Origin of the sequence: Microbacterium sp. PAMC22086 (assembly GCF_019443525.1) — a bacterium.
Classification (GTDB): domain Bacteria; phylum Actinomycetota; class Actinomycetes; order Actinomycetales; family Microbacteriaceae; genus Microbacterium; species Microbacterium maritypicum.
The window spans coordinates 2,829,355-2,842,027 of the sequence record NZ_CP080380.1 but is presented as its reverse complement, the minus strand read 5'-3'; the positions used below and the strand labels follow the sequence as shown (position 1 = coordinate 2,842,027).

Below are 12,673 nucleotides of genomic sequence, written 5' to 3'. Positions count from 1 at the left end.
CCACGAGCCGTGGGCGAGGCTAAGCTCAGCCGCAGAAGTCGCAGACGCCGGACATTGGCATGAGTGTCGCACACTCCGGGCACGCTAGTCGGCGATCCTGGCGTCCTGCGTTCCACTCGATATTCGGAACATGGCTCGGACAGTAGAACCGATAGTGCCCATCCGTTCCAGTCACGGGGTGAATGACGAGGGTGAGCTCGCTCATCGGCTGCCACCGGGAGCCGACACCGCATGAGGAGCAGTAGCGCTCTCCCAGCGACGGGTAGATCTGGTCCGCTGAGTACGGGAAGTTGTACGACAGCTCCTTCATCGTCCAGATGCCTACGCCGGAGTCTGGGGCTTCCTCGTACCCGGCGGGGAGAAAAGGGAGCTGGTGGCCCTCGAACGGACCACCAGTCAGTGTGTACACGGGCCCGTCGAGCCAGCGAAGCGTGGGGACGCCAGCCCTCGTGTCGACCTCGTATCCGGGCATGCGCGACAGCGAGACGGTTCGGCCGTCGAAAGGGCCGCCTACGAAGAGATACTCCATGCCCAGAGAGTAGCGACACGTAGCTACGAGGTGCGCCGCACGGTGGCCGCGGCGACCCTCTCGTCATCGACGACCGCGGTGGCGAGCGGCTGCGCTCGTACCCATGTGAGAAGTGATGGGCCTTTTATGAGGTACTTCTTCGGCCCGCTCAAGTCCCAGTCCTTGCCCAAGGGCTCGGATACATGTGCTGAGTGCGTCGTTCGACGGCAAGGTCACGTCACAGGAAAACGGAAGCACCCGCGCAGGAAAGGCTAGCGGAGTGCTCCATGCTCTACGGCGCCACAGCAAGTTGTGCCAACAGCCCACCATATAGAGGCTCGGAATCACGCGGAAGCCGCGAGGTTCCGAGCCTCTGTCGTATCCGCCTTCATGCCGTGGTTGTGCACTCGTTGTGCAGTTGCTCGCGGAACGAGCGCTGAGGCGCTCTCCGCAGCACGTCGAGCGGCGTCGCCAATCAGGTGCGTGTAGATGTCGCTCGTGACCGAGATCGACGAGTGACCGAGCCGCTTCGACACGAGTGCGATGTCGGCACCGCTCGCGAGCAGCAGCGACGCGTGCATGTGTCGCAGCCCGTGCAGCGTCATCGCGGGCAGCGCGACGTCACGACGTAGCGAGTCGAACAGGCGCGTCACGTACTGAGGGCGCAGCGGCTCGCCGTTCTCGTACGTGAAGACGTAGCCCGAGCCGAGCCAGGCGGCATCCCAGTCTGAGCGCTCTCCATCCTGCGTGATCTGCCAGGCGACGAGTGCGCCGACAGCGGCGTCGTCGAGTTGCACGACGCGACGCCCGGCGCTCGTCTTCGGCGAGTTCTCGACGATCTCACCGCTCGCCTGGACGCGCGTGCTGCGCACCGTGAGTTCACGTCGCGCGAGATCGAGGTCGCCCCAGCGCAGCCCGACGAGTTCGGCACGTCGCAGCCCGGTCATCATGGCGACTTCGAACAGCGCGCCGAGACGGCGCTGCGCTGCTCGATCGAGAAACGCCCCGACCTGCACGGGCGTCCAAGGCTCGAACTCGTGCGCGTCTACGGTCGGCAGACGCACGCCGCGAGCAGGGTTCGCCGCGATAATGTCGTCGCGCATCGCAGCGGTAAGCGCGCCCTGCACGACGGCGATGATGCGTCGCACCGTAGTCGCGCCGCGCCCAGCGGCGACGAGCGTGTCGACGAACCGCCGCACGTCGGGTCGCTTGATGTCGGTCAGCCGCAGCCGCCCGAGCGCGCTCGGCGCGATGTCCTGAGCGACGTAGCGCCGGTAGTTGTCGAGCGTCGACCGCTTGATATCGCCGCGCTGCTCGCGTCCGGCCAGCCACTCGTCGAGCCACTGCGCGAACCGCACGCGACTCGTCTCGACGAACTCGCCCTGATCGTGCTGCGTCTTCGCCGCGAGTCCATGATCGAGATGCTCCGCCTCCGTCGCGAGTTCGGCGACGATGCCGACCACGACGCCCATGCCGAGCAGGTGGAAGCGATCGCCGACCGTGATGAATCAGCTGCATCAGCGCGCAGCCGCGCTCATCTCCTTGCCCTGCGTGACGCGCTGGCGTAACGCGCCGCCGGAGTGTGAGGGGCTGCCGAGCGCTAGGCCTCGTGCACCGTACGGCCCGCGATCACGGTCCGGACCACTCGGGTCGTGAGCAGGGTCGCCGGTTCCGCCGCGAACGGGTCGACGTCGAGAACGGCGAAGTCTGCCGCGTGGCCGACCGCGATGCGACCGCGCCAGCTCCCATCGCCGATCGACGCCGCCGCATCCCGAGTGGCGTGCGCGATGGCTCGCTCGAGAGGGAGGGCCTGTTCCGGGTGAACCGCCGGTGTACCCGGAGCCAGAGCCGAGGCACGGGTGGCCGCGACGTACATGTTGGCGAGGGCCTCGTGCGGCGCTGTCGGTGCATCGGTCGAGAAGGCGAGAAGCGCACCGGCCTCCTCGTATTCCGACCAGGCGAATGCGCGGTCAGCGCGCTCGTCGCCGACCTGTGCCGCCCAGTTGGCGAAGATCGCGGGGTCGGCGTGCACGGGTTGCATGGATGCCGTCACCCCCAGCCGCGCCATCCGCTCCGCCGTCCCTGCCGCCGCGAACTCGAGGTGCTCGATCCGGTGACGGCGCGCGCGCTCGCCGTTCACGGAGATGGCATGCTCGATCGCATCGAGGGCGAGCGCGCTCGCCGCGTCGCCGATCGCGTGCATCGCGATCTGCAGTCCCGCGGCATCGGCCGCCGCGACGACCGGCAGCAGTCGTTCGGCAGGCCAGATCGGCTCGGCGTTGGTGCCATCGGCATAGGGGGCGCACATGGCCGCCGTGCACGCGTCGATCGTGCCGTCGAGCACGAGCTTGATCCCGAGCACCCGTACCCCCGCCGTCGTTCCCGAAGCGTGGGCTGATGCCTGTCTGACCTGTGCGAGGTTCGCGGCGTCGTCTCCGGTGTTCGCGACGAACCAGTGCGCGGCGATGCGCAGTGGGAGCCGATCGCGCTCGGCCGCTCGACCGAGCGCGGCGAGCCCGAGCTCGTCGAAAGCCATGTCCACAACGCCGGTCACACCGGCGGCGAGATAGGCGGACACGACCCGCTCGACCGCCGCGTCCCGCTGGGCATCGGTCGTGGTCGCGTCACGATGAGCCCACGCGTGCAGCTGCGCGGCCGTCTCGTACAGCATCCCCGTCGGCTCGCCGAGCGCGTCGCGCGCGATGCGTCCACCGATCGGGTCGGGGGTGTCTCTTGTGATTCCCAGCTCGGCGAGGGCCGCCGTGTTCACCCAGCAGGAGTGGTAGTCGTTCGCATCGAGGTAGACCGGGATGTCGGCGACGACCTCATCGATCATGGCCGCGGTCGGCTCACCCCCGGGGATCGCGTCGAACAGCCAGCCGCGTCCGCGCAGCATGCCGGGCGCTGTGCGTCGCGCGGCGAGCAGTCGGCGCTGGATCTCTTCGAGCGAGTGCGCATCGGTGAGTCCGACCTGTCCGAGCGCCTCGCCCATCATGAGCAGGTGGGTGTGCGCGTCGGTGAAGCCGGGAAGGACGATGCGACCTCCCAGGTCGATCGCGGCGTCGGCGGGCGGCGCGGAGTCCTCGGTGCCGACGTGGATGAACTCCTCGCCGTCGACGACGAGGGAGTCCGCCCAGCGCGACTCGTCGCCGGTGAAGATGCGGCCGTTGCGGTAAAGGGTGCGGGTCATGCGTCGATCTCCTGTGCGGTCATGCGTTCCAGACGCGTCGATACGAGGGCGATCGCCCCGGCGGGCACGGCCAGGACGAAACTCGCGACGCCGAGAGCGATCGCGAAGCCCTGGTATCCGAGAGCGCCGACGAGCGCGGCGCCGATGACGGGAGTGAGTGCCGAACCGACGAGGTAGACGGCGAGCAGAGGGCCCGACCAGCGGCCGTCGGCGTCGAGCGCCGCCGATGTCGACACGAAGTACATGAACGCGATCGCATACACGGAGTTCCAGACGATGAACACCACGATGAAGGTGGTGGGGTCGGTGACGAACCCTTCCACGATCTTGAGGGCGCCGCCGGCGATCAGCAGGATCACGAGGGGGACGGCACGCCCGAAGCGCGCTCCGACGATCATCAGCAGCAGTGAGCCGAGCAGTCCGCCGGCCGTGGCGCCGCTGAGCGCGATGCCGAGTCCCTCGGGTGTCAAACCGGCCTGCTCCGCGCCCATGATGCCTGCCATCGCCCAGAGCGAATCCTCGCTGGCCGCCCAGAGTGCGAACACGAGGAGGAGCCCGAAGCCGGCGAGGGTGACGGTGCGCGAACGGGCGGGAGAGGTGCGGATCGTCCCGGTCGGGGGGATCTCGATCGGCATCGCCTCGGCGACGGCCGCTCCCGCCTGTGGAGCGACGACCGGCGCGGCGGGGAGCCACGCCGAGGCGACGAGTCCGATCAGGTTGAACAGCGCGAGGGCGCCGAAGACATCGATCGGAGCGAGGCCGATCAGGGGGATCACGGCGAGTACCACCGTGATGATGCCGCGGTTCGCGAGCCCGTTGAAGCCGGCGACCCTGTCCGGGTTGCGGAAGGCGGCGAGCGCCGCGCCGGACGCGGCGACCGCGCCACCGGCTCCGGCCCCGCCGAGGAGGAGTCCCGGAAGCATGGCGGCGGGCGCGAGGGCCGCGATCGTGAAACCCACCACGGCGAGACCGAGGCCCGCGCGTGCGACGGCCCGGCGATGCACGCCGGCGCACAGGGGGGCGATCGCCAGGCCCGTCACCGCCGTGAGCAGGAGCGTCGCGGTGACGAGCCAGCTGGCGGCGAGGATGTCGAGGCCCAGCCCCGTCTGCGCGGCGGTGATCATGTAGGGCGACAGGTTGACGCCGAGGTATCCCGCGATCCCGACGGCGAAGGTCGCCGTCGCTGTCGGGAATCGGAGGGGGATTCGCGTGCGGAGATCGAGAGTTGTCATGGGGCTCCAGGGAGTCGGCACGGCATTGTGCGCGGAGGGGAAGTCGGCGAACGTGCATCGGATGGGGCACGACGTCGTAAACGAATGGTGTTCGTAAACGAATGGTGTTCATTATTATGCACAGGAGAGGGTTTCCGCGGAACCCCGAATTTCACGATCCGGTCATCCGGAGAAAGCGAGCTTCCGATGCCGAGGCCCTCCTCACCGCTTCTTTCCCCGGAGATCATCGGTTCCGCGGGCCTCGCGCTGGCCAGAGCAGGCGAGCCGTTCGGGGTCAACGCCATCGCTCGCGAGCTCGGAGTGCGGCCGTCGTCGCTCTACAACCATGTCGACGGCATGGAGGGGATCCTCGAACTCATGCGCGGACAGCTCATGGAGGGCTACCGCATCCAATGGCAGGGGGAGCACTGGGAGGAGTTCGTGCTCACCGTGCTGCGCACCCAGCGTCGAATGTACGCGGATCATCCGCAGCTCGTGCCGCTGCTCGTGGGCAAGACGATCACGCACCCGGCGGTCATCGCCGCATACGACGACCTCGCCTCCGTGCTCGTCGACGGAGGATTCCCCGATGACGAGGTGCTCTCGGTCATCGCGGTGATCGACGCCTTCGCGATCGGATTCGGTCTCGATCTCGCATCTCCCGACGAGGTCTGGCAGCCCGGCGGCCCGACCCGCACGCTCGGTTGCCTCATCGACGGCGCGGAACGGGGGACCGCCCGGTCGGATCGCACGTTCGAACTCGGCGTCGGTCTTCTCCTCGATTCGCTGCGCATGCGTCTCATCGATGCCCCACCCGCGGTCGATCGTGAGGCCGGGCGCGATCTGACGTAGCATGCACTCTGCCGTATCGACCGAGAAGGACTCATGACGACCTGGAACACTGAGGAGCTCGCGCGCATCGCCGAGCCGGAGATGTTCGATCTCTCCGCGCAGCTCGAAGACGGGACGACGCCGAAGACGGTGGGGATCTGGGCGGTCGCGGTCGACGGGCGACTCTTCGTCCGCTCCTACACGGGGCTCGAGGGAAAGTGGTACGCCCCGGCTCTCGCCAGTCTGCGCGGCCGCGTCTCGGCGGGTGGCGTCACCAAGGACGTCCGCTTCGAGCGGATCACCGACGAGGCGATCAACTCCGCGATCGATGCCGAGTATCTCCGCAAGTACACGCCCAGCCCGTACGCTCCCGAGATGGGTCAGGAGCCGGTGCGGTCCAACACGCTCGAGGTCATCCCGCTCGACTGAATCGGAACTCTGCTCGACAGGGCTCTGCTCGGCGGGTCGTGGCCCGACAGGCCCACCGGGGAGAATGGCCCTCTCGATGACCCGCCCCAGACGGTGCCGTCGAGAGGGCCCACCGTCCTTCCCGGACGGTAGGGGAGGCGGCGAAGATCTCGCTGCGCTCACGGCTGATTCCCCAGTGTTGTCTTCCTGACGGGCGTGCCTAGGGTGGACTCATGGACAGACTGCTCGTGCTCTCCGCTCAGGTCGCCATCGCTCACGGCCACCGCATCGAGGTGACGGAGCAGGCCGATCCGCTCACCGATGAACCGGTGGTCCTCACCCTCGTCGACCTCGACACGGGGATCCGCTACCGACGTGCAGAAGACCCGAGCGGCGACTTCTCCCGCTGGATCGGGCGAGTCCTGCGGTGCACCGTGACGATGGGGGACGCAGGCGCGCACACCACGCTGCTCGTCGATCCCCTCGGGCCCGGCCCGACCGGCGCCAAGGTCGCTCTGCGCGAAGCCGACGCGGCTGCCGATGCTGCGAAGGCCGAAGCCGACAGATGGGGTGGAGTCGACCGTCCTCCGATGGAGGAGTCAGAGCGCTTCTGGTGAGTCGTGGGTCCTCCTCAACGGAAGTCCCTGGAGCGGTGCGTGAGACCAGTGCGCAGGTCTTCGAAGCCATCGGCGAGCACATTGATCACGCCCTCGGCGGATCGCTCCAGGATGCCGCGGATGATGAGCGCCGGTGAATCCCTGGCGACGCGGCGGTAGCGGTTCCACACCCCGGCGGAGCAGACGATGTTCACCAGGCCGCTCTCGTCCTCGAGGTTCACGAAGGTGATCCCGGCGGCCGTCGCCGGTCGCTGACGATGGGTGACGAGACCGGCGACCTCGATGCGTCGACCCACCTCGTGCCCGCGCAGGTCGACTGCCGTCAGCACACCGCGGGCGCGCAGCTGTTCGCGGAAGTGCGCCATCGGATGATCGTCGGTCGACACACCGGTCGCCCACAGGTCGGCGGAGAGGCGCTCGTAGCTGGTCTGGTCGGCGAACAGCGGAGGCTGCACGGCGACCGTCGTCCCCGGCAGGAACCGGGAGCGGTCGTCTGCCGCCGCACCGGCCAGCCAGATGGCCTCGCGACGCTCCAGGCCCAGACAGTCGAAAGCGCCGGCGGTGGCCAGAGCCTCCACGTGTGCGGCGGTGGCATCCGTTCGCCGCACCAGGTCGTTCAGATCCCGGTACCGGCCGTTCGCATCCCGTTCGGCGACGATCCTCTCCGCCATCGGCACACCGATCCCACGGATGCCGCTGAGCCCCAGCCGTACCGCGGAGTTCCCGTCCCTGCGGTGCGCGGCCGATTCGTCCGGCGCATCCCGATCGAAGCGGAGCGCGGGCGGCTGCAGGTCGGCGGTGCACCCGTCCCGACCCGTCGGCCTTCGCGGGGCGCCGTCGACGAGCGGCTCCAGGGTCTCCGTCGCCCCCGAGACGTGCAGATCGGGACGTCGGACCTCGACCCCATGCCGCCGCGCATCCGCGGTGAGGGTCGCTGCGGAGTAGAAGCCCATCGGCTGTGAGCGCAGGAGGCCGGCGAGGAACGCTGCGGGGTAGTGCAGCTTCACCCAGGAGCTGGCGTAGACGAGGAGAGCGAACGACAGGGAGTGCGATTCGGCGAATCCGAAATTGGAGAACGCCTGGATCTGCGCGTAGATGCGATCGGCGGCCTCATCCACCAGGCCGCGCCTGGCCATCCCCGCGTACAGCTTGTCCCTGACTTTCTCGATCTTCTCCAGGCCGCGTTTGGATCCCATGGCACGACGCAGCAGGTCGGCCTCATCGGCCGTGCAATCGCCGATCGCCGTCGCCATCTGGATGAGCTGCTCCTGGAAGATCGGAATGCCCAGCGTGCGCTTGAGGATGTCCTCCAGATCGCTGTGCGGGTAGGGGATCGCGAACTCCACCGGCGCCTCACCGCGAGTCGCCCGTTCCCGGTTCTCCTCGTCGATGCGATCCTTGGCCATCTTCCGCCGCACGAACGGATGCACCGCGCCGCCCTGGATGGGGCCGGGGCGGATGAGGGCGATCTGGATGGCGAGGTCGTAGAAGGCCCGGGGCTGCAGGCGGGGGAGCAGCCCGATCTGCGCGCGCGACTCCACCTGGAAGACCCCGATCGAATCCGCACGGCAGAGCATGTCGTAGACCGCCGGCTCCTCCTTGGGGATGGTCTCGAGCGTCCACTCCTCGCCCGTGCTCTCCCGGATCAGATCGAAGCAGTGCTGAAGGGCGGCGAGCATCCCGAGCCCCAGCAGATCGAACTTCACCAGGCCCATGAAGGCCGAGTCGTCCTTGTCCCACTGGATGACCGTGCGGTTCTCCATACGGGCGTGCTCCACAGGCACGACCTCGCCGACGGGACGGGCGGTGAGCACCATGCCGCCGGAGTGGATGCCGAGATGCCGGGGGGCCTTCAACAGTTCACCGGCATAGGCGAGCACCTTCTCGGGGATGTCGTGCCCCTCGACGGGTTCCAGTCCGGCGCCCCAGCCATCGACCTGACGGGACCAGGCGTCCTGCTGACCGGGGGAGTGGCCGAGCGCTCTTGCCATGTCGCGCACCGCGTTCTTCGGACGGTACTGGATGACGTTGGCTACCTGGGCCGCACGTTCCCTGCCGTACTCGGCATACACCCACTGGATGATCTCCTCGCGGCGATCGGAGTCGAAGTCGACGTCGATGTCGGGCTCCTCGGTCCGCGTGGTCGCGAGGAACCTCTCGAACGGCAGGCGGTAGAGGATCGGGTCGACCGCGGTGATCCCCAGCAGGTAGCAGACCGCGCTCGCCGCAGCTGACCCCCGCCCCTGGCAGAGGATGCCGCGTCTGCGCGCCTCGGTGACGATGCCGTGCACGATGAGGAAGTACCCGGGGAAATCCTTCTCCTCGATCACGTCGAGCTCGCGGGCGATCCGGTGGCGACCGTCGTCGTCCAGTCGCGGGTACTTCGACGGCACGGCCTCCCAGACCAGGTGGCGCAGCCACGTCATCGGTGTGTGCCCCGCCGGCACCTTCTGCTGAGGCAGTGCCGGTCGCGCCAGGCGCAGGGGGAAGGCGGACGCCGCGGCCAGCTCGAGCCCGTACGAGATCGCTCCGGGGTGGCGTGAGAAGCGCGCCGACATCTCGGCACCGCTGCGCAGATGCGCGCCCCCGTGCGCAGGCAGCCAGCCGTCGAGCTCGTCCATGCTGCGCACCGCGCGGACCGCGGCCACGGCTTCGGCGAGCGACGCCTGCGCAGGGGTGGCGTAATGGACGTTGTTGGTCGCGACCACCGGCAGTCGCATCCGTCCGGCGAGCTCGGCGAGGGCGTCGTTGCGACGGGTGTCCAGGGGATCACCATGGTCGAAGAGCTCGACGACGACGTGGTCGCTCCCGAACAGATCGACGAGCGACCGCAACGGGGCGCGCGCGTCTCCCGCCTCGAGCCCGCGGCGCACGGCACCTTTGCGGCATCCGGTCAGGATCGTCCAGTGCCCGTCTGCACGCGCGGCGAGATCGTCGAGGTCGTACACCGGGCGTCCCTTCTCACCGCCGCGCAGCTGTGCCGCGGTGATGGCCCCCGAGAGCCGGTGATAGCCCTCCATGCCTCGGGCGAGGACCAGCAGATGCTCGCCGGCGGGGTCGGCGGAGCCTCGTTGCGGCGCGGGCAGGTCGAGCGACAGCTCTGCCCCGAACACCGTCTGCAGCGGGCTCTCCATGAGATCAGCCACCTCGGCGAAGCGCGCGGCGCCGTAGAAGCCGTCGTGATCGGTGAGGGCGAGAGCGGTCAGCCCGAGGCGATCGGCCTCGGCGAGGAGGTCTTCGGGGGACGATGCGCCGTCGAGGAACGAGTACGACGAATGAGCGTGCAGCTCGGCATAGGGGACCGCGCTCTCGGGACGGGGGACGGCGACGGGAGGGGTGCGCTTGCGGCGATGGCTCACCGGCCCTGCGTCTGTCCGCTGCCCCCGGGGCTCGGCGGCGGGAGGAGGCGACGGGGGTGACTCCTCGCCACTGAGGGTGCGCTCCAGGTCGTTCCAGGACAGGGGCGGATTGTGCCAGCCCATCAGCGATACCTCCCCTCGGCCCACCAGCGCTCGCCGGTGTGGAAGACCAGCCATGCGCGGTCGTGGGCGTCGATGATCTGGAGGCGATGCCCTCGCTTCCCGCCGCCGGAGGTCCAGCGCCTTTCATGCACAGGCCAGGGTCCGGCCCAGGCCTGTACGGCGGCCCCGTCGATGCGGGCGGGCTCGCCCGAGAGAGCCCCGCGCTCATCGACGCTGATGGTGCTCTCATCCGCGGCGAGCACCCCGATGGGGCGCGGGGGCAGGAACACCTCGGCGGGCAGCGGGTCGGGAAGGCTCCCGGGCCATGGGGATCCGGGGTCGCGCGGGGGTACCGTGCGCTCTCCCCAGGGCGTGAGCACCTGGCGATCGGCGAGCCAGCGGCCGCCCGCCACAGCGGCTGTGACCACGCCCTGGTGACCGAGCATGGTCTGCACGCGCGAGACCGCATGGTGCAGGCGTTCATCGGTGCCGGATCCGAAGAGGCCGGGCTGGTGGTGCGCGGCATCGTCGACGGCGGCCGGGACGATGCGCACCGCCACGATGCCGCCGAACGCTCGTGCCTCGTCGACCGGATCCTTCGCGGACTGCGCGGCCAGCGCCTCCAACTGCCAGCGCACCCGGTCGACGAGGTCGGAGGCGTCGAAGCAGGTCGGATGCAGCCAGGACCGCGAGAAGACCGCCCCGTTGTCGTCGGTCAGGTCGATCCGCACCTCCGTGCAGACGAGCGAGGCGTCACCGAGAGCGAGCAGCACCGCATCCGCCGTCTGACGCACGGCGAACGCCACCTGATCGGTTCCGCCCAGCGGGGAGTCGAACTCGATACTGCGCACCAGCTCAGGGTCGGGAGGGCGCGGTGTCAGCGGCCGGGAGTCGGCGCCGGCGGCGAGTGCCTGCAGACGCGCACCGTGCTCGCCGAAACGATCGCGCACATCGAGCGGTGCGAGAGCGGTGAACTCGCCGAGAGTGCGCACTCCGAGCCGCACGAGGAGGCCGGTGACCTGCTCGTCGCGCAGCACCTGCACGGGGTACGGTGCCAGGAACTCCCGTGAGCCCCCTGGCGGCACGACCGTGCAGGGCACGGGGCCCCGTGCGGCGATCTCGGCCGTGAACGGGCCATCGGCCACACCCACGCGCACCTCGGGGAAGCCGGCCTCCGTCAGAACGGCGGTGAGTGCTTCCGCGGCCTCCGCCTCTCCTCCGTGATAGCGGGAGATGCCCCTGGCGCGGAGGATCGCGAGCCCGGGGCGCAGCAGCGTGACCCCGGGGGCGTGCTTCTCGATCAGGTGCAGCACCGGCAGGAAGGCGCGTTCGTCTCGTTCGGGGTCGTGGGAGAGCACACGCAGCGAGGAGAGGTGGCCCTGCGCGACCCGGCGGCGCTGACCGGTGCGCACACCATGCTCTCTGGCGGAGGCGGTGCAGGCGACGATCGTGTTGGCCTGCACCAGGGCGGTGGGCGGATGCGGGGGCGCGCTGCCGAGGACGGCCCGCATCGGCCAATCCGGGAACCACAGCACGAGCACGCGGAGCGGGCTGCTCATCCGGCTTCCGCCCATCGCAGGAGCTCCGGTGGTGCGGATTCGCGTGAGGCGACGGACTCCGCCGGTCGTGCGGGCAGTGCAGCGAGCTCGACCCCGACGGCCTCGACGGCCCCGTGTCCTCCCGGCAGCTGCACCCGCACGCTCGACGGGCGGGGGCTGTGCCGCGTCTGCGCCGTCACCGTCACCGTGCAGTCGGAGAGCAGCCCCCAGCCGGCGCCGAGGCCGTGCCAGTGCGGATCGTGCAGGCGTATCGTCCCCTCGCTCTGCGGCCAGCGTTCGGTGACGGGAGACTCGGTGACCAGGAGCGTGCACCCGCGGTCGCGCAGGCGCGCGCTCAGCCGAGCGACATCCGCGTCTCGTGCGCGGGCGCCGGGGGCCACGACGATCAGGGGCACGACCTCGGCCAGGGCGGAGGTCGCCGCCAACCAGCGGTCTCCGGGGGTGGGGACGAGGATCAGGCGTGCGAGGTCGATGCCGAAAGCGGCGGCGGCTTCGACGCCGAGGGTCGGCATGCCCACCACGGCGCACCACAGCCCCTTCTGCGATGCGGCGCTGAGCAGTGCGAGGACGAGGCTCGGCGAGGGGGAGACGGTGTAGGAGGTGCCGGTCTGCAGTCCCTCCTCCGGAAGGAGCGCGGTGAAGGCGGGGTCGAGGGGGAGCAGCGCATGTTCGCTGCGCCGTCGTTGCATCCGGTTGATCTCGCGACGCAGGCGCAGCACTTCTCCCGCGCGGGAGTCGCCCGCCGGAGAGAGCGAGGCGATTGCATCGAGCCCGATCACCTGCATCCTTTCTCGAAGATATATTCTAATATAACAACCCGTGTGAATGACGATAGTTCGGACATCGGACATCGGCCAGGGGTTCTCCACAGGGAGTCGGAGCGAGGTC

10 protein-coding genes are annotated in these 12,673 nt (G+C 69.4%); 3 read left to right on the top strand and 7 right to left on the bottom strand.

Annotation, left to right across the window (positions count from 1 at the left end; genetic code table 11):
- Positions 1-25 precede the first annotated feature (25 nt).
- The 4 genes from KY497_RS14085 to KY497_RS14070 form a co-directional block, all read right to left on the bottom strand.
- Positions 26-529: a hypothetical protein gene (locus KY497_RS14085; RefSeq protein WP_219869308.1), complete on the bottom strand. Its 504-nt coding sequence runs from the start codon at positions 527-529 to the stop codon at positions 26-28.
- 323 nt (positions 530-852) lie between these two features.
- Complete coding sequence (gene xerC, locus KY497_RS14080; protein WP_219869307.1) at positions 853-1,980, bottom strand: tyrosine recombinase XerC; 1,128 nt, start codon at positions 1,978-1,980, stop codon at positions 853-855.
- Positions 1,981-2,108: 128 nt separating this feature from the next.
- On the bottom strand, positions 2,109-3,698 hold the full coding sequence (locus KY497_RS14075; RefSeq protein WP_219869306.1) for an amidohydrolase: 1,590 nt from the start codon (positions 3,696-3,698) through the stop codon (positions 2,109-2,111).
- Positions 3,695-4,930 carry an MFS transporter gene (locus KY497_RS14070; protein ID WP_219869305.1) on the bottom strand — a complete coding sequence of 412 codons (1,236 nt, stop codon included), beginning with the start codon at positions 4,928-4,930 and terminating at the stop codon, positions 3,695-3,697. The genes KY497_RS14075 and KY497_RS14070 overlap by 4 nt, the downstream gene beginning before the upstream one ends.
- A 186-nt stretch (positions 4,931-5,116) precedes the next feature.
- Between KY497_RS14070 and KY497_RS14065 the strand changes: the two genes are divergently transcribed.
- The 3 genes from KY497_RS14065 to KY497_RS14055 all read left to right on the top strand — a co-directional run bounded on the left by KY497_RS14065 (position 5,117) and on the right by KY497_RS14055 (position 6,765).
- Entirely contained in the window at positions 5,117-5,761 is a 645-nt protein-coding gene (locus KY497_RS14065; RefSeq protein WP_219869304.1) for a TetR/AcrR family transcriptional regulator C-terminal domain-containing protein, read from the top strand.
- A gap of 33 nt (positions 5,762-5,794) precedes the next feature.
- Positions 5,795-6,169: a DUF2255 family protein gene (locus KY497_RS14060; RefSeq protein ID WP_055867256.1), complete on the top strand. Its 375-nt coding sequence runs from the start codon at positions 5,795-5,797 to the stop codon at positions 6,167-6,169.
- Positions 6,170-6,381: 212 nt separating this feature from the next.
- Positions 6,382-6,765 (top strand): hypothetical protein, encoded by a 384-nt coding sequence (locus KY497_RS14055; RefSeq protein ID WP_055867259.1) that lies wholly within the window; start codon positions 6,382-6,384, stop codon positions 6,763-6,765.
- Between the two features lie 14 nt (positions 6,766-6,779).
- Here the strand turns inward: KY497_RS14055 and KY497_RS14050 are convergent, their stop codons facing one another.
- Genes KY497_RS14050 through KY497_RS14040 form a run of 3 tightly spaced genes read right to left on the bottom strand, consistent with a single transcriptional unit; the run spans position 6,780 to position 12,570 of the window.
- Positions 6,780-10,247, bottom strand: a complete 3,468-nt coding sequence (locus tag KY497_RS14050; protein ID WP_219869303.1) for an error-prone DNA polymerase — start codon at positions 10,245-10,247, stop codon at positions 6,780-6,782.
- On the bottom strand, positions 10,247-11,785 hold the full coding sequence (locus KY497_RS14045; RefSeq protein WP_219869302.1) for a DNA polymerase Y family protein: 1,539 nt from the start codon (positions 11,783-11,785) through the stop codon (positions 10,247-10,249). The genes KY497_RS14050 and KY497_RS14045 overlap by 1 nt, the downstream gene beginning before the upstream one ends.
- Entirely contained in the window at positions 11,782-12,570 is a 789-nt protein-coding gene (locus tag KY497_RS14040) for a hypothetical protein (RefSeq protein WP_219869301.1), read from the bottom strand. The genes KY497_RS14045 and KY497_RS14040 overlap by 4 nt, the downstream gene beginning before the upstream one ends.
- Between the last annotated feature and the right edge of the window lie 103 nt (positions 12,571-12,673).

Coding starts and splice junctions, on each gene's coding strand:
- KY497_RS14085 (WP_219869308.1), bottom strand. CDS start 529: ATGGAGTATCTCTTCGTAGGCGGCCCTTTCGACGGCCGAACCGTCTCG.
- xerC (WP_219869307.1), bottom strand. CDS start 1,980: ATGGGCGTCGTGGTCGGCATCGTCGCCGAACTCGCGACGGAGGCGGAG.
- KY497_RS14075 (WP_219869306.1), bottom strand. CDS start 3,698: ATGACCCGCACCCTTTACCGCAACGGCCGCATCTTCACCGGCGACGAG.
- KY497_RS14070 (WP_219869305.1), bottom strand. CDS start 4,930: ATGACAACTCTCGATCTCCGCACGCGAATCCCCCTCCGATTCCCGACA.
- KY497_RS14065 (WP_219869304.1), top strand. CDS start 5,117: ATGCCGAGGCCCTCCTCACCGCTTCTTTCCCCGGAGATCATCGGTTCC.
- KY497_RS14060 (WP_055867256.1), top strand. CDS start 5,795: ATGACGACCTGGAACACTGAGGAGCTCGCGCGCATCGCCGAGCCGGAG.
- KY497_RS14055 (WP_055867259.1), top strand. CDS start 6,382: ATGGACAGACTGCTCGTGCTCTCCGCTCAGGTCGCCATCGCTCACGGC.
- KY497_RS14050 (WP_219869303.1), bottom strand. CDS start 10,247: ATGGGCTGGCACAATCCGCCCCTGTCCTGGAACGACCTGGAGCGCACC.
- KY497_RS14045 (WP_219869302.1), bottom strand. CDS start 11,785: ATGAGCAGCCCGCTCCGCGTGCTCGTGCTGTGGTTCCCGGATTGGCCG.
- KY497_RS14040 (WP_219869301.1), bottom strand. CDS start 12,570: ATGCAGGTGATCGGGCTCGATGCAATCGCCTCGCTCTCTCCGGCGGGC.